Origin of the sequence: Arthrobacter sp. 2MCAF14 (assembly GCF_052115645.1) — a bacterium.
Lineage (GTDB): Bacteria > Actinomycetota > Actinomycetes > Actinomycetales > Micrococcaceae > Arthrobacter.
This window is the reverse complement of record NZ_JBFRHB010000011.1, coordinates 77,386-94,571: the sequence shown is the minus strand read 5'-3', so window position 1 is coordinate 94,571 and position 17,186 is coordinate 77,386. Positions and strand designations below refer to the sequence as shown.

Genomic DNA, 17,186 nt, shown 5'->3' with positions numbered 1-17,186 from the left:
TTCGAGTCAAGCAGAGTGGCGGCCGCCTGAATGCCGCCGCCACTCGGGATTTGCTTGGTGTGCTGGTGTTGCCACCAAGGCACCGTGCCGAGCGCCTCCTAGGGGCAGGTGGCTTGACCGGGGCCTGATCCTGCACTGAAGGTGGTTTTACCAGCTATGGAACACTGGGCTTGGGTGAAGGTGTCATGAACTGTCCCACCCAGCAGGGTCACAGCGGCGATGATCACCACTGCGATGAGGGCGACCATGATGCCATATTCGACGGCGGTGGCACCTCTTTCGTCGCGCCGCACGTGAGACGCGGACTTTAGGAAAGCGGAAAGCATTGATGCTCCTTGTTGTCTGGTGCGAACGGTAGGGCAGGACGCGAAGCTACTAGCCGCAAACGTTGGTGGTGGTGTTCCACGTTTTGCCGGAAACTGAGCATTGGACCTGGGAGAAGGTGTTCTTGACCGTCCCACCCAGTGCCGTGACGGCGACGATGATGACGACAGCAATGAGGGCAACCATGATGCCGTATTCGACGGCGGTGGCGCCCTTTTCGCTACGACGGATGCGCGAAGCGGCATTGGAGAAGAAAGCAAACATGTGAAACTCCTGAGCGAGTTGGGAGATACGGGCTGGTCCAGCACCGGCCCACAAGCAACTTAGCAACGCCCAATACCCCGTGGAGCAGTCCTTGGGACAACCTGTGCCAAGACTCGCGATCCTGCGCATTTCTTGGGTTAAACCTAGGCAGACCTTGCGATCTTGGCGCGCGACCAAAGGTGGGAAAACAGCGCGACTGCCCCGCCGCCGTCGGGCCCTCCCAGGACGCCGGCTCACATATATGGCCAGATCCCAGGACGCTCGCTCACATATATGGCCAAATTTCAGGACGCTCGCTCACATCATCTGAGCGAGCGTCCGCCGAAAACACCCCAAATGTGAGCGAGCGTTGGGGGGACACTGCGAAGGTCAGAAAACAGTGCAACGGGACTGCCGCCGTCGGGCCCCGACGAACCGGCCCGCGGCACATCGCCCCAGGACGCCGGCTCACATATATGGCCCTTGGGCGTAACCCTCGCTCAGATATATGGCGGTTGGGCGTAACCCTCGCTCAGATCAAGTGAGCGAGCGTCCGCCCAAAACCCCACACAAGTGAGCGAGCGTCCGCCGAAAGCCCCACATATGTGAGCGGGCGTCGGTGGGGGCGCAACGCTAGGCGGGTGGGTGCTCGACGGTCACGGTGCCGGCGTCGCCGTCGACGGTGATTTGTTGGCCGCTCGTGAGCCGCTGGGTGGCGACTCCGGTGCCGAGCACTGCGGGGATGCCGTATTCGCGGGCCACAATCGAACTGTGGCTCAACGGGCCGCCGACGTCGGTGACCACGGCGGACGCCATCGCGAACAACGAGGTCCATGCGGGAGTAGTGATACGGGCAACCAGAACCTCACCGGGCGCCATCTGGCCGAAATCCTGAGGCCCGCCCAGGACGCGCGCAGGAGCACTAACCCTGCCCGCACTGGCGCCGACCCCCTTGATGACATCGCCCGGCTGGTCCTGGGAGCGTGCCGGCATCATTGATTCGAAAGTGCGCTTCATCCAACGGGTCTCCGGCAGCAGTTGCGGCGCGGCGGCCTTGGCCTGGCCCCGCCAAAGCATCTTGCGTTCCTCGACGACGTCGGCACGGACGGGGCGCACAGCCCCCGTAATTGCCACCGCCACCGGTGCAAGCGGTTCCGCCGTGCCCAGCGGCTGCGGCGCGGTGAGGCCGAACTCGACGGCGCTTTGCAGCTCCTGCTGGCGCAGCCAGAACACGTCGGCGGGGCGGGTGATGACGCCGGAGTACACCAGCCGTTGTCCGAGTTCGAGCAGCATCCGCCGGATCAGCGGCCAGGCAAGCCCGACGTCGGCCAGGGCATCTTCGCGTATCGGTGCGGACTTCTGCGCCCACCGGAGCAGCCGGATGAACGGCGCCTTGCGACTCCGCCCGAGACGGGTCTGTCCGAGCCGGGCGAGCACCCGCTCGGTTTGGTCCTCCCGCCGGGCGGCCGAGAGCCGCTGGCGCTCATGCGGGTCGTTGCCTTGTCCACGCAGGTAGAACTTCACTGTATCCAACAGCGGCGAAGGATCGTCCGCCGGTACCGGGCTGGCGAAGTCCAGGTTGTAGACCGCATGGCCGAAGCGATCGAGGTGGGCCTGGAAACGTGGATGCCACTGCTGCCAGAGGGCCGGGTCCATGCCGGCAGGCGGGAGCCAGCTACGCTGCGACTCGGCCAGTGCCGCCGTCGCTTGATGGAGGATCGCCGGGGCCAGCCCCTCAACTTCCCGGGCCCAGGCCGCGAGGTCGTACAACGATTTCTCCGCACGGATCGGTTCACTGTCGTAGCCGAGGAGGAATGTCTCGGCCGGAGGATCTCCAGCGCGCCGGATGAGTTTGTCGTAGAACGCCCGGAAGGAGATTTCGCTCGTCGCGGCGATCGGAATGACTGACTCCACGGCGGTGTAGTACACGGTTCCGGCGTCCAGCAACGTCCGGACACCCTCAAGCAACTCTTCTCCTGAAAGCTCCGCCGCGGACTTCGCCGACCAGTCTTTGAGCACTTCCTTGTAGCGCGGATGCGAGAATTCACGCCAGCCGGTCATGCCCATGTGCGCCTTGCCCTGAGCCAAGGCGAGCATGGCCCCCGGCGCCTTGCCCATCACCCGCCACATTGCTGAGGAGCGGTAGTAGTAGTAGGCGTACCCGTTGATGGTGGGCAGTCCGACGTCGCCATCCCTGACCACGTCACTCCCGACGGCTTCGTTCATCAGAGTCTTGAGCGAACGGGTCACCGAGCCGTCAATGAGGTCGGCGAACAGCGGCGAGAGCGGGTCCGGCAGCTGTTCCACGATGCTCGCCCGGAAGTAGAGCCCCTTCGGGTAGGGCAACGGCCAGGTGTCCGGGGTGTCAGCTACGGGTTCAGGCAGGGCCGTTATGGGCCTGGACTGCAGCATGAAGAAATTGCCGTCGGCCCGCGCCCATTCGATGTCCTGCGGAGTTCCGAAGTAGTCCGAAATCCGTGTTCCATAGCGGGCCAGCGCGGCGGCAGCTCCGTCGTCGAGCACGGCCTGGTTGCGAAGCGTCGCCGGGACCGGCTGCTCCGTAGTGCCTCCTTGGCGCGCGGCGCCGTCCGCGGCCTGGTGCGCGGCGCCGCGGTCCTCAGCGCCGTCCGCGTACACAGTCATGACTTCCTTGTCGGCCGTCCGGCGCGAAAGCACGCGGCCGGTTCCCGCTTCGACCACAAGGTCATCCGTGGTGACTGTTCCACTGACCACGGACTCCCCCAGTCCCCACGCGGCACTGATGACGATCTGGTCGCGGCGCCCGTTGGCCGGATTGGCCGTGAACATGACCCCGGCCGCCTCGGCCTCGACCATCCGCTGGACCACTACCGCGAGGCGTACATCGCCCGGTGCGATGCCTTCCCGGTTCCGGTAGGCCATGGCCCGCGCCGTCCATAAGGAAGACCAGCAATCGACGACGGCGGCATCCAACGCTTCCGCGCCGCGGACGTTGAGGTAGGTTTCCTGTTGCCCGGCGAAGCTGGCCGAGGTGAGGTCCTCGGCAGTGGCGGACGAGCGCACCGCCACGGGCGCGCCGTCGTCGCGGCCGTCGCCGCCGCGAGAGCCGCCGTCGCGGCCGCCGCCGCCGTCGCCGTCGTCGCGGAGGCGTTCATAAGCGGCGGCGAGCTCGTATGCGATGGCCGCGGGCATGGTGCCGCCAGTGAAGAGGTCCCGGATTGCGGCCGAGGCATCCTCGTAATCCTGGGGCGCGGCCTCCGACGGGAGCGTCGCCAGTTCCTGGATGCGCGCCTGAATTCCGTTGGCATCCACGAAGGCCTCATACGCCGCGGTGGTCAGCACGAACCCTGGAGGGACCGGAAGCCCGGCGCGAACAAGGTTGCCCAGCCCGACGCCCTTGCCGCCGGCAACGGCGACGTCGGCTGCTTGCACATCGGCGAAGTTGTAGATGTAGGTCATGACCGTCGCTCCTTATCGCGGAGACGCCCTCATCGAGCCTGACTCACAACATACTGCCACGCCGTCCGGCGAGAGGCGATGGCTGCGCTGTCCGGCTTCTTACTGCGGGTCCAACGCGCGTTTCACCGCCGCCTGGTCGCAAGCCTGGAGAACACGAATGAACCCGTCCATGGCTTCCGGCCCCTCGTCGGTGTCAGCCACGCGAACAAGGTGTGAGGCCAGGACAGCGACCTTGACGTTGGTCATGCTGCTGCAACTCACAAGCAGTTTGAAAGCTGCGTCGGAGCTAAGGAGCAGCCGCCCCATCAGGATGCCGCGTGCCTGATTGATGACGCCCCGGGTCGCATTGGCGCCCGCGACGGCGTCACGCGCCGCTTGCTCGGTTTCCCGCCGCAGCGTGGACGTCAGGTCGACCGTGGTCCCCTCGAGCGCGACGGTCCCCGACGGGCCCGGTTGCGCGTTCCCCGCCGTCAGCACGCGACGGACATGTCCCTGCGCGTCGATGATCCGGTGGTAGATGCAGAAGTGTCCGCCGTCGCGAAATACTTGAGCCAGGATCTCCATGGCCCGAGGCCTGTCCTCCGGGTGCTTGTGCGACATCAACAGCTCGAGCGTGGGCACCACTTCGCCTCGCTGGTAGCCGTGGAGATTGAAGAGCCCGTCGGACCATTCCGCTTTCCCCGTAAGCGGGTCAAAGAGGAAGGTTCCGGCCAGAAAGCCGGGGGCGCCCAGTGCACTCGAGTACGTATGAGGGCTGTCCAACATGGCGCAAAGACTCATTTCCTAAGGGTGCTTATTAATTCAGCTAAGCGTACAGAATACAACGCGTACGACGGCGGCACGCGCCGTCGCGTCCGCCCTCATCCGCACACCGGGGCTTGGTTCCCAGCCGGGTGTTTGTAGCGCCCATGCAGGAAACCAGCCCCGGATATGCAAGAAACTACCAAATCAGCAGCTTAGTCCTTCACCACCACCTTGCCGACCATTCCAAAGTAATCGTGGAGTGCGCAGATGTAGTCGTACACGCCAGCCTTGTTGAAGGTCACCGTGAATGTCACGCCCGGCGGCAAAATGCCCGAATTGAGCTGTCCGCCCGTGTAATTCGTTGGATCGCCGAGCGGCGGGAACGGATTTGCCGGCTCGGTACCGAAGGTGATCGTGTGCGGCTCGCCCATGCCGTTGTTCACGAAGCTCACTTTCTCGCCAACGTGAATGACCACTTTGGGTTCGATGAACCGCATGACCATTGCGACGCCGTCGTCGGTCCCGGCAATCACTGTGTGGTTGTCCGCCTGATCGCGGGCGTCGCTCCATTGCTTGTAACCGTCACGGATGATGGCCCGTTCAGCCCGCTCTACCCGGTTGTTGTATTGCTCCTGGGTGTACGGGTAGTCCGTACCCTTGGCCCGCACGTGGACCGTGCCCTTCTGGGCCGCACCGTGCACCAGGCAGTAGTACGTGAAATCGCCTGTATCCGGGAACTTCAAGGTGTAGGAACTGACTTCGGCGAAGCCACTGTTCGAGACGTTCGACATCACGCCGGAGTTGTAATAGGAGTGCCCGTCGTAGGACGTGCCGCCCTGCGCGGATATATACAAGGGGCTGAAAGGATCAAAAGGTTGCGTGGACTCGATGGTTTGCCCCGCGGCCAGGAACGTGACCGTATGGATTTCGGCCGCGTTGGCCTCCCAGGTGACTTTGTCCCCGGCATTGATGAAAATGTTCTTCGGCAGGAAGGACATTCCCTGGATGGCCTGGTCCGATGATTCGGAGCCGACCTGGACAGTCCACGTCCTTGCGGATTTGCCACTGTCCGCTGCTGCTGTGCCACTCAGGGCCACCGGCAACACGAGGGCAAGTAGCAAAACCATGAGGGCTCGAAGGCGCGGCAATAGATGGGGTTTTGGATGAGCAGTCATAAGACTCATTCCTTAGAAAAATCTTTGCTGACCGGCTGTTATTAGCCTGGAAATTTTGAGGCGCCGGAGACCATGGCGTCGTTTGACGGTGACTCGGTTTCTTATAAATTCCCTATGAACTTCAGCTCGCAGCTGCTGCCCGTCCCCCGCAAGCGGTGCGGCGCCACGACGTTGGGGCCATGCAGGATCCTCCCTTGCTCGCAGGGATAACGTCCAGCTCCGTGGGCTAAGAGCCCCCCATTGCGGAACCGAAAGGACACGGCAAAGCCGGCCCATGTGAAGGCGAGAGATTTATCTCTCATCGTGCTACCTGGACGTTATTTTGTCGAGACTCCGGGACTGCATACGGGCGATTATTGTGGCCGAAATGAGGCCTTCCCTGGCGCGTTTTTAACTCACCTGGGTGATACGTTCCGGACATGAACGGACGACGGCGACTGTGGCTTGCGGCGGGACTCGCAGTTCTGCTGGCCCTCGTGGTGGTTCTGGCCGCGGTCATCGCCGGATCCAACAAGACCTCGTCCGGATCGTCGCCCTCAAGCGCCTCCGCGGGCGCAACGGTCACCCGTACTCCATCCCCCACCAAGTCCCCTGCGCCAACGGCTGCAGCACCGGCCCCGCCTACCATCCCGGAGCTTCCCGCGACCCCCATGAACATCCTGGTGATTGGCAGCGACAGCCGTGCCAACGCCAGGGACCAGAACAACCAGACCGTCACAACGGGGCAATCATCGGACCAACGCTCGGATTGCCTGATGCTGATCCACGTCCCAGCAGACCGGCACAAGGCCTACGGTATTTCGATCATGCGCGACAACTGGGTGGACATCCCGGGCTATGGCGCATCCAAAATCAACGCCAGCCTTGAGGTGGGAGGCATCCCCCTGGTGGTCCGGACCGTCGAGACGCTATTGGGCACGCACATAGACCACACCGCGATGCTGGACTTCGAGGGCTTCAAAGTCCTGACCGACGGCCTCGGCGGGATCGACGTCAATGTCACACTGCCCTTCACCGCAAGCTTTGATACCCATCACACCTTTGTTGCCGGCGTCAACCACTTGGACGGAGAAGCGGCCCTGGAGTTCGTCCGCGAGCGCTACTCGTTCGTGGACGGAGACTACCAGCGCGTCCGCGACCAGCAGACGTTCCTCCGCGCCCTGTTGGCCAAGCTTTCCGGGGGCGTCCAGACTCCTGCCGGTGTGTTGGGACTCGTCCAATTTGCAGCCAACTACCTCACTGTGGACCAGGGATACGACCCCGCAGCCGTCGCCATCCTGGCCTACGGACTCCGCACCGTGGACCCCAAAGCCTCCGTCTTCTTCACCCTGCCCACTGCGGGCACGGGTACCTCCCCGGACGGACAATCGATCGTGGTGCCGGATTACGCGGGAATCGGAGAAGTGGCCGCGGCTCTGCGGGACGACACCCTGCCTGAATATGTGGCCGCCCACGGTTACTGAGCCGCCACTCAACACTCGCAAAGATCTTGATTGAATATTTAACTAATCTTCGAGAAAAGCTTGCGGGATCCTTGCGGCTTCCTAAAAAACCTGCCGGAAAGTAGAGGTCATCGGACAGCAAAGTCCCGGTCTCACGGGCTTCAAGAAACGGAAAACGATCATGGGTCTCAACCTGAAAACCACCACCGGCAAAGTCATTGCTTCCCTGGCCCTGGTCGGCACTGCTGCCGGCGTGGCAGGACTGGGAACCTACGGTGCCTTCACCTCCAGCACCTCCGCCAGCAACACCGTCGCCTCCGGCATCGTGAACATCGCCCTGGGCGCCTCCGGCACCACGAACCGCCTCAGCGTCGCCGCCTCCGGCCTGGTCCCCGGAGACACCGTCCAGCGCGTAGCCACCCTGAGCAACGCCACCGGAAACCAGAACCTCTCCGCCATCACCCTGACCACCGCGGCGACGGCTCCGGGCTCCAAACTGGACACCGACCCGACCATGGGCCTGCAGATGACCGTCGACGAATGCTCCGTCCCGTGGTCCGAAACCCTCACCGGCACCGCCTACACCTACGCCTGCACCGGCGGCACCATCACGTCCGTCCTGGCTTCCCGCTCCGTCATCGGCGCCAACGTCACCCTGGCAAACCTGACCTCGATCGCTCCCGGACACACTGACGACCTCCGCGTCACCCTGACCCTGCCCGCCACCGCCGACAACTCCCTGCAGAACCAAAGCAGCACCATCGCCTTCACCTTCACCGGCACCCAGCGCACCGCCGCCGCCCAGTAACACCACCCCACCCCCAGCCAGCCCTCCGCCGTCGAGCCCCCCTGAAAAACGACGGCGGAGGGCCTCCCACAAGAACGGAGACCCAGCCATGACCGCATCACTGGTCCGCCCCACGCAACGGGTCTCCCGGACAGCCACCACGCCGGCGACACCGGGCTCCGATAAGAACTCGGGCATTGGGTCGAGGGTTGCCGGGGCCATGGTCAGCGTCATCACGACGACGGCGATGGTCGCCGCGGTCGCCGCGTTCCTGTTCCTCGCCGTCGGGCCCCGAGTCCTCGGATACCAGACCAGCACCATGCTCACCGGCTCGATGTCGCCGCTGATCAACCCGGGAGACGTGGTTGTCACCGTTCCCGTGGCGGTCCGGGAGCTGAAGGTCGGGGACATCATCACCTACCACATTCCGGTGGAGGACCAGCGGGTGGAGACCCACCGGATCATCGACTTGACGGTGAACAACCAAGGCACTGCCACCGTCCGTACCAAGGGCGATGCCAACAACGGCGCCGACCCCTGGACAGCGACCCTGGCAGGAGGCCAGGTTGACCGCCAGGTGTTCACCGTTCCCTACCTCGGCAACGCGATCCGGGCCCTTCGCGACCCTGTGGTCCTGAAGGTCCTGATGTACGGCGCTCCGGCTGCCCTGGTGGTCATGGTGCTCGTCTCCATCTGGCGGAAAAAGCCCGAAGGCGACGACGACGCCGTGGACGCCGGCGCCGCCCTGCCGGCCTTTGACCGCCGCCCCCTCAAGCGCCTGGCCAGGGAGATGAAGAGCAAGGAGGCCGCTGAGAAGTTCGCCGCCGCGTACGCGAGGCTGCTGCCACAGCGGGTGGACAAGATCAGCCACGCACTGAACACCGGCGACAGCGACCTCGCGATGGATGCGGTGCTCAGCCTGAAAACCAGCTCCTCGATGGTAGGGGCGCTCCGGATGGAACAGCACTGCGTCCGCCTCGAACACGCCTTGGTCACGACCGATCACACCGCGGCGATTGAAGCCGGGGAACTCGTCCGCCAGCACCAACCACAGCTGGAAAAAGCCCTGGGCGGTCACACCGCGCGGCGCGCTGCATGAAATCCTCTTCAAAGAACCGAACCGGGTCCGCTGCCTTTACCGCATGAAAGCGGTGAGAATGGGATGGACCACCGGGCCTGACAGAAAGCCGCTGACCTTGCGTAGAAGCCGGAGCACCGCCGACGCCGCTCAGACCCCTGCGTTGGGGCGAGTCGGCGCGGTCCTGGCAGCGGCTGCGGTACTGGTGTTCGCTCCCGGCATCGCCCAGGCCGCGTTCAACGGGTCCGCGAGCGCAGCCCTCCCCATCTCCTCCGCCACCTTGGCGTCGAGCGCGACCGTCACTGCAAGCTGCAGCGGGTCGAAGCCCAAAATCAAACTCACCTCTTGGGCGCTGCCGGATCCGCGGTTCGTTGGAGTGTTCACCGTAACCAACGGCGGAAACGTCCTCTTCACTGCAACCAGCACCCAAGGAAGCACCGCAAGCTACACCCCGACCGGCAATCCCAACCGCGGCACTATTTACTCCTGGACCGTCCAAAACCAGTACCCGGTCCCCGGCACCAGCAACATCTGGACCGGCGCAAGCAAAACCGGTCAGGTCACCTGCTAAGCGCTCCCCGCTACCCCCACCGCTACCCCCGCAGCGAACGCGGGCGCCGGCCTCGGTCAGGCTCTATATATTGAGAGCATGACCCAGACTTCCGGTTCCGCCCAGCCATCCCACGCCGAAAGCGCAACGGCTCCCGTTGCCAAGAAGGTGCCGCACACCCGCGAGCACCACGGCGATGTTTTCGTGGACAACTACGAATGGCTGCGGGACAAGGAATCCTCCGAGGTCATTGAGCACTTGAAGGCCGAAAATGCCTACCAGGAAGCCGTGACCGCACACCAGGAACCGCTGCGCGAAGCCATCTTCCAGGAAATCAAGGGCCGCACCCAGGAGACCGACCTCTCGGTCCCCAGCCGCAAGGACGACTGGTGGTACTACACCCGCTCCGTTGAGGGCAAGGAGTACGGCATTCATTGCCGCGTCCGGGCCGCGAACTCGGGCAATTCCGTAGCGGACTGGACGCCCCCGGCGGTGGAACCCGGCGTCGAACTCCAGGGCGAAGAAGTCCTGCTGGACGGAAACGCCGAGGCGGAAGGCAAGCCGTTCTTCTCCGTTGGCGGCACGGCCGTGACGTTGGACGGCAACCTTTACGCCTACGCCGTAGACAATTCCGGTGAGGAACGGTTCACGCTCCGCATCAAGGACCTGCGCACGGGCGAACTGCTGCCCGACGTCATCGAGAACATCTTCTACGGCGTCGCCTTTTCCCCCGACGGCACCCGGATCTTCTACACCGTGGTGGACGACGCCTGGCGGCCCTACCAGGTGAAGTCCCACGTCCTGGGCACGCCGGTCAGCGAGGACGAGGTCATCTACCAGGAGGACGACGTCGCCATGTGGCTCGGATTCGAGCTCTCCTCCGACCGGCGGTACCTCGTGCTGGGCATCGGCTGCTCGGAATTCAGCGAGACGCGCCTGCTGCGCTTTGACGACTTCGACGCCGGCCTGTCCACCGTGATTTCCCGCGACGAACACATCCTCTACGAGGCCGAGCCGTTCCTGCTCGATGGGGTTGAGACCATACTCCTGACCCACAACAAGAACGCCATCAACTCGATGGTGTCCATCGCGGACCCGGCCGAGTTCGCCAAGCCGCTGGCCGAGCAGAACTGGCGCACCGTCGTCGAGCATTCCGACGCCGTTCGCGTCAACGGCGCGGGCGTCACCTCGACGCATCTGGTGGTGGCCGTACGGCAGGACACGATCGAACGCGTGCAGGTGCTGCCCCTCGCCGGGCTTGGAACCTCGGCGCAGGGCGCCGCCGTTGAACCTGCTTTTGACGAGGAGCTGTACACGGCCGGGGTGGCGGGTTCGGACTACGAAGCCCCGGTGATCCGCATCGGATACACGTCTTTCTTCACGCCGTCGAGGGTGTACGACTTCGTGCTGCCCACCGCCGCGCTGCCGCAAGGCGAACTGCTGCTGCGCAAGGAAAGCCCGGTGCTGGGCGGGTACACCGCGTCCGACTACGTGGCCACCCGGGAATGGGCGACGGCGGCCGACGGCACGCGCGTGCCGCTGTCCGTGCTGCGGCACGCCTCCCTTGCGCAAGACTCAAGCGCCGCGGGCCTGGTCTATGGCTATGGCTCGTACGAGGTCAGCATGGATCCCGGCTTCGGCGTTGCGCGTTTGTCCCTCCTCGACCGCGGAATCGTCATGGTGATCGCGCACATCCGCGGCGGCGGCGAGCTCGGCCGACGCTGGTACGACGACGGCAAGAAGCTCAACAAGAAAAACACTTTCACGGACTTCATCGCAGCAACGGACTGGCTCGCGTCCTCCGGCTGGGTGGCGCCGGGGCGGATCGCCGCCATGGGTGGCTCCGCGGGCGGCCTGCTCATGGGCGCCATAGCGAACCTTGCCCCGGAAAAGTACGCGGCGATCGTGGCCGCCGTGCCATTCGTGGATGCGCTGAACACCATCCTCGACCCGGAACTGCCGCTCTCCGCACTCGAGTGGGAGGAATGGGGCAACCCCATCACTGATCCCGAGGTGTACGAGTACATGAAGTCCTACACCCCGTACGAGAACATCCGTGCCGTCTCCTATCCGAAGATCGCAGCAGTGACCTCTTTCAACGACACCCGCGTGTTCTACGTTGAGCCGGCCAAATGGGTCCAGGTACTGCGCTCCGAGACCACCGGCACGGCGCCCATCGTGATGAAGATCGAGATGGACGGCGGACACGGCGGAGCCTCGGGACGATACGTGCAGTGGCGCGAGCGTGCTTGGGACTATGCCTTCGTCGCGGACTCGCTCGGCGCCGTCGATCTGCTGCCCGGTGCAGGACTCAAGTAGCGTTCTCGATAGTAGGCTCTCCCCAGGGGGCCGAACCGAAACAGTAGGAGCGCAGCTTGACTAACGATGCATCGGTGCCAAACCGGGCTTTGGTGGCCGACCCTGACCCGGTTCGTCACGCAGAGACGGTTGCGGCGCTCGCCGCGGCAGGGTTCATGGTTCGTTCAGCGCACGACGCCGGTTCGCTCGCGGCCGCGCTGGAAAGCGAACCGAGCGACGTGCTGGTGGTGGACAACGACCTCCGGGAGTTCCTTCCCCGCAACAGCGTTCCGGTTTTGCTCCTGCTGGATCCCGAGAACGAGCTGGATGTTGCTGCCCTGGAAGGGTGGACGATTGCTGATTTCACCTACCGGGGCCAGCCTCCCGGATTTCGGGTGCACCGGGCCCTGGTACTGATAGCCCGTGCCGCCGAACGGACGCGCCGCCGTTCGGAGGCCGAGTCACTGAGGGAGAGCCTGCGGAAAGTGTCCGCGGCGATCCGGTCCACCATTGATCCGGGGCTGATTGCCCGGCATCTGGTGGATGGAATCGGCGAGGCCTTGGGCGCGGAGCATGTCTGGTTCACCACCTTCCCGGACGCCCGGGTGCCGCAGGTGAGTGCCGAGTGGAACGCTCCGGGACTTGTACCGGGAGTCCTGCCGGACGAACTCACCGACGAGATCGCCACGTTCGAACTGGCGGAGCGGTTGTGGGCAGAAGCGGAGGTGCAACCGCTGCCGAAACGGGCTCCCGCGGGTGACTCCGGCGGTGCGGGCGCGCCGGGTGGTGTGGGGGCGCCGTCGGCCTCTGTTGTGGTGCCGGTAGGCGAGGGAGATCTCGTTCTCGGCGTCATCTGGATCGCCCGCCCGGACACGGCACAGGAATGGACCCGGGCCGAAATAGGCCTGATTCAGCACGTCTCGGGGAACTTGGCGTACGGCTTGATGCAGAGCCACCTGATCGGCGCGCAACAGCAAGTCATGTACAAGCTCCAGGAACTCGACCAGGCCAAGACCGACTTCCTCACTACGGTGAACCACGAACTTCGAACTCCCCTGACGTCCATCACTGCCTATCTCGACATGATCCGCACAGGCGCCGGTGGACCTCTTCCCGCGGGTGTCGGGAGGATGGTCGACGTCATTTCACGAAATGCCGAGCGGCTCCGACGGCTGATCGAAGACATGCTCACCGTTTCGCACCAGGACACGTCCGGCGACCTTCAATTGAGCCGCGTGAATGTCGGCACCTTGCTCAGGCTTGTTGTCTCGACCTTGCAGCCGCTCGCCGACTCCCGTTCGCTGTCCCTTACCGTGATGCATGCGCCCGGAACCATGACTGTGCAGGCCGACGAGGCCAAGCTCGAGCAAGTCTTCGCCAACATCATCAGCAACGCAATCAAGTTCACGCCCGACGGCGGCCACGTTGCCGTGAGCAGCGGGATCACCTCGGACCCGGATTTGGTTCCCAGCGTGGTGGTGCGCGTGGAGGACACCGGCGTCGGGATCCCCGAAACCGAAATCGAGCAAGTGTTCACGCGGTTCTTCCGCGCATCAAACGCCTCCACTGCGGCCATCCCCGGGAGCGGGCTTGGCCTGGCGATAGCCCACGACATTGTGGAACGCCATTCCGGCCGGCTCGATGTCGAGTCCACCCTCGGCGTGGGGACCACGGTGTCAGTCCGGCTCCCGCTGGACACGGAGAGCTAAGGGGCGCCGTCGTCGCCGAGAGCTTGTACCGTTTTCCCCTTCTTTGAATCGGGAAAGCGCTTACGACGCGACGAGTCGCGTCATTCCGGGGCTCAGCGGCCGCAAACAAGGGGAAATCTGTACCGGGAGCCAAGGGGCGCCCAAAAAAACACCGCCCCTGGGCGGTAGCCCGGGGCGGTGTTTGGCATTGCTCTATCGTCCACCCAAGTAGCTGGCAGTTAATGCCGTTATGAGGCGTCTAAACGGCATCTAGTGCGAGTCAGTTGGGCCACCAACCGATCTGGGCGTAGTTCACAACAGTGCCGGTGGTAACCGTCGTTACTGTGGTGCTCGTGGTGTCGTGCGTGGTCTTCGGGGCGGCATTGGCAGGAGTAACAAACCCGCCAATAGCGAGCAGGCCCGTCATGAGCAGTGTTGCGGCGAATTTTTTCATGCAGTGCTCCTTTGAGCCGTGAAAATCCGAAGTTGACTTTCTCAGCGTAAAGAGCCTTGTTAAAGGTTCCCTTAAGATTGGGTCAGTTTTCCGACGTCTTTGCAGCTAGGCGGTAACCGACGCCACGCACAGTTTCGACCCAACGCGGCGACTGCGCAGAATCGCCGAGCTTCCGTCGCAGATTGGCGATGTGTACCTGGATCGCGCGCTCTTCGGATTCGCTGACATAGCCTCCGGTTTCGTACTCCTTGGCATGGAGCCAGCGGGCAAGCCCAGTGGTGCTTCGGACAACGCGTCCGGCCTCCATGAGGGCCTGAAGAAGGTCGAACTCGGTGCGGGTCAATTGCACCTCTTCCGTGCCCACCCGGGTTGTCCGCGTGGCCACGTCCAGGAAAAGGCCGTTGTGTTCCAGCCCCGATGGCTCGGCCGCCGGCTGCACGGGCGTGGGTGCGGTTGGTGCGTTCAGCGCCAGGGCCGGCGGCAGCTCCGCCGTCGTGCCCCCTCCGGAACCGCTCAAAAGCTTGCTGCCGCGCGGCCGGCGAAGGAGCGTTTCAACCCGGGCCAGAAGCTCGCGGGGGCGGAAGGGCTTGGTGACGAAGTCGTCGGCGCCGACGGCCAGCCCTTGCAGTGTGTCCACTTCACGCGCGCGGGCGGTGAGCATGATGATGTAGGCGTCACTGAACTCGCGGACGCGGCGGGTGACCTCGATCCCATCAATGTCGGGCAGGCCAAGGTCCAAGGTGATCACGTCCGGGTTGTGACGGCGGACCGCATCCACGCCATCGACGCCGTTCCCGGCCGCGTAAACCTCCAGGCCCGATGCCTCGAGGACGGCATGGACCACCTCACGGATGTCATCGTCATCCTCGATCACTACGGCAACGCCCGATGCGCCCACTTCAAGATCCCCGTCTCTTATGCTCAGCCCACCTTAACACCAGCGGTACCCGCTATTCTCGCGCATGTCGGCGTGAGTCCGGTTTACCCGGCTGCGCGCGGCTCTGCGGAGGTCGCGGCGGGCGTCGCGCGGGCGCTATTTCCTCGCGCCACTCACCCGATCTGAAGCTCGCGCCTCACGAACGCGATAAGGAGGCTCCGCGATGTTTCCACCGGAAGGGATGAACCCCGCGCATAGCATTGGACGGCGAGCCCATCCACCATGGCGGCTGTTTCGATGGCGAAGCTTTGGGGATCGTCGCAGATGAAGGATCCCTCGCTGACACCACGCTCGGTAATCTCGCGGAGGGCGCTGCGCCAGCCGTCGTAGTGTTCGCTCATCCAGCGTCCGTAGGCTTCGTCCCTGGCCGCAGCGGACCAGAAGTCGAACCAGATCAGCCAATGCCGACGGGAACTCGCGTCGGAGCCGAACATCCCCTCGAGGAAATACAGCAGTTCCTTAGTAGGGTCACCGGACCCTCTGGCGCTCTCCTGCAGCGGAACGTAGAAGTCTGCGGTTTCCGCCTTGACTACTTCCATCAGAACTTCGTCGAGACTCTTGAAATGGTAGGTGATGGTCCCGGGTGACACTCCGCAGGCTTTTGAAATGTCGCGGATCAGGACATTGAACAACCCCTTGTCCGCGATCAGGTCCCGTGCGGCATCAACCACCAGTTGACGCCGCACTTCAGTAGGGTGCCGCTGCCGTTCGCCGGCAGTCTTGGCGCGGGGCCGCTCTTCGTGGTCCTTGGCGGTAGTCGTCATGTCGCTCGTCCTCGTTTCCCCTGGTCAGGCCGATGTCCGACTAATGCGCTTCTCAAAGGTCTTTTCAAAGAATAGTTGCTCGTTCTTGAACGTCTTGAATTTCTGCTGCCCGAAGTCGGCGGACGGCCAGCCGTCCAGTCCCACCCAGGTGCCCGCCCGCTCTGGGTAATGGGCGGCCGGACATGGTGCTGAATCCTTATCTTTATTTCTTCCGCGAACGATCTAATTCATGTACTGTGCGAATAAATCGCCTGGGAGAGCAATAGTTCCCTGAATAACCGCCCTGAAGCAAAGGGCCACTTCACCGGGAAGGCCCCAATTGTGACCGGATGGTACCGAAGACCAGATGTGCTGATGGTGCTGTCTTCCGCGCCCACATACGTGGCTACCCGCGAGGCCCTCAAAGTGATGAACCCCCAGGACCTGACGCCGCTGCGCTACTTGGGTGCCGCCGTCGTGCTTGGCTTGGTCCTGCTGGTCCGGCGGCAGCGGCTTACGCTGCGCGGTCGTGACATTCCGAGGATGCTTGTCGCGGGATTACTGGGGTATGCAGGCTTCGGCCTGCTCCTGAACCTCGGGCAGACGACCGTTCCGGCCGGAACAGCGAGTCTCCTGCTGAACATCTCGCCCGTCTTCGCGTTCGTCCTCGGTCATCTGATGTTGCGGGAGAGAACGTCGGGCCTGGGCTACTGGGGGATGCTGCTTGCCGTAACAGGCGTCGTAGCCATTACGCTCGGCGATTCCGCGGCCGTCGGCTTCAATGGCGACGCCTTGTACATCGTGGCAGCCGCACTTCTCCTGTCGGCATTCCTCATCGTCCAGCAGCCCCTGCTGGCACGCGTCCCTCCGCTCGAAGTGGTCTTCTGGGGATCCCTCATCGGCGGAGTGGCAACCCTGCCGACCGCCCGGTTCGCAGTGACGCCGTCCGAGTTCACGTGGAACGCTTGGCTGGCATTGGCCGTGCTCGTGGTGATTTGCACGGTGGTGGGCTACGGTTTCTGGAACGTCTCGCTGTCGCGGACCAGCGTGGCAGAGGGCGGTTCGCTCCTGTACGTCGTACCAGTGCTGTCCCTGCTGCTCGGGTGGATTTTGCTCGGCGAAGTCCCGGGTGTCGCCTCGCTCCTCGGCGGCACGGCCGCATTGGCCGGCGTCATCTTGCTCTCCCGGGCAACCGCATCCATCGCACCCGAGAAAGAACTGGAGCCCGCACCATGACCGTCCCCCCAGTTCGAGGAGGAACACGTCGAAAATCCCGTCTCTGCGG

The 17,186-nt window shown here is 63.9% G+C and carries 15 protein-coding genes; 7 read left to right on the top strand and 8 right to left on the bottom strand.

The features are described from left to right. Window positions 1–98: 98 nt before the first annotated feature. The 5 genes from AB4074_RS10060 to AB4074_RS10040 all read right to left on the bottom strand — a co-directional run bounded on the left by AB4074_RS10060 (window position 99) and on the right by AB4074_RS10040 (window position 5,924). A complete protein-coding gene (locus tag AB4074_RS10060) occupies window positions 99–326 on the bottom strand; it encodes a Flp family type IVb pilin (protein ID WP_441413257.1) in 228 nt (75 codons plus the stop codon). 49 nt (window positions 327–375) lie between these two features. Beyond that, complete coding sequence (locus AB4074_RS10055) at window positions 376–588, bottom strand: Flp family type IVb pilin (RefSeq protein WP_236812567.1); 213 nt, start codon at window positions 586–588, stop codon at window positions 376–378. Between the two features lie 612 nt (window positions 589–1,200). Further along, a complete protein-coding gene (locus AB4074_RS10050; RefSeq protein ID WP_441413256.1) occupies window positions 1,201–4,005 on the bottom strand; it encodes a PEP/pyruvate-binding domain-containing protein in 2,805 nt (934 codons plus the stop codon). Window positions 4,006–4,104: 99 nt separating this feature from the next. Beyond that, the gene (locus tag AB4074_RS10045; protein WP_441413255.1) at window positions 4,105–4,770 is read right to left on the bottom strand and encodes a PAS and ANTAR domain-containing protein; all 666 of its coding nucleotides are present in this window, start codon (window positions 4,768–4,770) and stop codon (window positions 4,105–4,107) included. Window positions 4,771–4,961: 191 nt separating this feature from the next. Further along, entirely contained in the window at window positions 4,962–5,924 is a 963-nt protein-coding gene (locus tag AB4074_RS10040; protein WP_441413254.1) for a plastocyanin/azurin family copper-binding protein, read from the bottom strand. A gap of 419 nt (window positions 5,925–6,343) precedes the next feature. Here AB4074_RS10040 and AB4074_RS10035 point away from each other — a divergent pair, with 419 nt between their 5' ends. From AB4074_RS10035 to AB4074_RS10010, 6 genes are all read left to right on the top strand, one after another. Further along, window positions 6,344–7,387 (top strand): LCP family protein, encoded by a 1,044-nt coding sequence (locus AB4074_RS10035; RefSeq protein ID WP_441413253.1) that lies wholly within the window; start codon window positions 6,344–6,346, stop codon window positions 7,385–7,387. A gap of 160 nt (window positions 7,388–7,547) precedes the next feature. After that, window positions 7,548–8,174 carry a TasA family protein gene (locus AB4074_RS10030; RefSeq protein ID WP_441413252.1) on the top strand — a complete coding sequence of 209 codons (627 nt, stop codon included), beginning with the start codon at window positions 7,548–7,550 and terminating at the stop codon, window positions 8,172–8,174. 88 nt (window positions 8,175–8,262) lie between these two features. Further along, the gene (locus AB4074_RS10025; RefSeq protein WP_441413251.1) at window positions 8,263–9,252 is read left to right on the top strand and encodes a signal peptidase I; all 990 of its coding nucleotides are present in this window, start codon (window positions 8,263–8,265) and stop codon (window positions 9,250–9,252) included. Between the two features lie 58 nt (window positions 9,253–9,310). Continuing rightward, complete coding sequence (locus tag AB4074_RS10020) at window positions 9,311–9,802, top strand: hypothetical protein (RefSeq protein ID WP_441413250.1); 492 nt, start codon at window positions 9,311–9,313, stop codon at window positions 9,800–9,802. A gap of 78 nt (window positions 9,803–9,880) precedes the next feature. Next, entirely contained in the window at window positions 9,881–12,100 is a 2,220-nt protein-coding gene (locus AB4074_RS10015; protein WP_441413249.1) for a S9 family peptidase, read from the top strand. 56 nt (window positions 12,101–12,156) lie between these two features. Continuing rightward, entirely contained in the window at window positions 12,157–13,788 is a 1,632-nt protein-coding gene (locus tag AB4074_RS10010; RefSeq protein WP_441413248.1) for a sensor histidine kinase, read from the top strand. A 259-nt stretch (window positions 13,789–14,047) separates the two neighbouring features. On the opposite strand, the gene AB4074_RS10005 is transcribed toward AB4074_RS10010, so the two are convergent. From AB4074_RS10005 to AB4074_RS09995, 3 genes are all read right to left on the bottom strand, one after another. Beyond that, window positions 14,048–14,221 carry a hypothetical protein gene (locus AB4074_RS10005; protein WP_441413247.1) on the bottom strand — a complete coding sequence of 58 codons (174 nt, stop codon included), beginning with the start codon at window positions 14,219–14,221 and terminating at the stop codon, window positions 14,048–14,050. An 82-nt stretch (window positions 14,222–14,303) separates the two neighbouring features. Beyond that, window positions 14,304–15,119 carry a response regulator transcription factor gene (locus tag AB4074_RS10000; RefSeq protein ID WP_441413246.1) on the bottom strand — a complete coding sequence of 272 codons (816 nt, stop codon included), beginning with the start codon at window positions 15,117–15,119 and terminating at the stop codon, window positions 14,304–14,306. A 152-nt stretch (window positions 15,120–15,271) separates the two neighbouring features. Then, a complete protein-coding gene (locus AB4074_RS09995) occupies window positions 15,272–15,922 on the bottom strand; it encodes a TetR/AcrR family transcriptional regulator (protein ID WP_441413245.1) in 651 nt (216 codons plus the stop codon). A gap of 321 nt (window positions 15,923–16,243) precedes the next feature. Between AB4074_RS09995 and AB4074_RS09990 the strand changes: the two genes are divergently transcribed. Beyond that, window positions 16,244–17,137 carry a DMT family transporter gene (locus tag AB4074_RS09990; protein WP_441413244.1) on the top strand — a complete coding sequence of 298 codons (894 nt, stop codon included), beginning with the start codon at window positions 16,244–16,246 and terminating at the stop codon, window positions 17,135–17,137. Window positions 17,138–17,186 lie beyond the last annotated feature (49 nt).

Bases quoted from the DNA above. Each gene is read 5' to 3' on its own strand.
- AB4074_RS10060 (WP_441413257.1), bottom strand. From the start codon at position 326: ATGCTTTCCGCTTTCCTAAAGTCCGCGTCTCACGTGCGGCGCGACGAA.
- AB4074_RS10055 (WP_236812567.1), bottom strand. From the start codon at position 588: ATGTTTGCTTTCTTCTCCAATGCCGCTTCGCGCATCCGTCGTAGCGAA.
- AB4074_RS10050 (WP_441413256.1), bottom strand. From the start codon at position 4,005: ATGACCTACATCTACAACTTCGCCGATGTGCAAGCAGCCGACGTCGCC.
- AB4074_RS10045 (WP_441413255.1), bottom strand. From the start codon at position 4,770: ATGTTGGACAGCCCTCATACGTACTCGAGTGCACTGGGCGCCCCCGGC.
- AB4074_RS10040 (WP_441413254.1), bottom strand. From the start codon at position 5,924: ATGACTGCTCATCCAAAACCCCATCTATTGCCGCGCCTTCGAGCCCTC.
- AB4074_RS10035 (WP_441413253.1), top strand. From the start codon at position 6,344: ATGAACGGACGACGGCGACTGTGGCTTGCGGCGGGACTCGCAGTTCTG.
- AB4074_RS10030 (WP_441413252.1), top strand. From the start codon at position 7,548: ATGGGTCTCAACCTGAAAACCACCACCGGCAAAGTCATTGCTTCCCTG.
- AB4074_RS10025 (WP_441413251.1), top strand. From the start codon at position 8,263: ATGACCGCATCACTGGTCCGCCCCACGCAACGGGTCTCCCGGACAGCC.
- AB4074_RS10020 (WP_441413250.1), top strand. From the start codon at position 9,311: ATGGGATGGACCACCGGGCCTGACAGAAAGCCGCTGACCTTGCGTAGA.
- AB4074_RS10015 (WP_441413249.1), top strand. From the start codon at position 9,881: ATGACCCAGACTTCCGGTTCCGCCCAGCCATCCCACGCCGAAAGCGCA.
- AB4074_RS10005 (WP_441413247.1), bottom strand. From the start codon at position 14,221: ATGAAAAAATTCGCCGCAACACTGCTCATGACGGGCCTGCTCGCTATT.
- AB4074_RS09995 (WP_441413245.1), bottom strand. From the start codon at position 15,922: ATGACGACTACCGCCAAGGACCACGAAGAGCGGCCCCGCGCCAAGACT.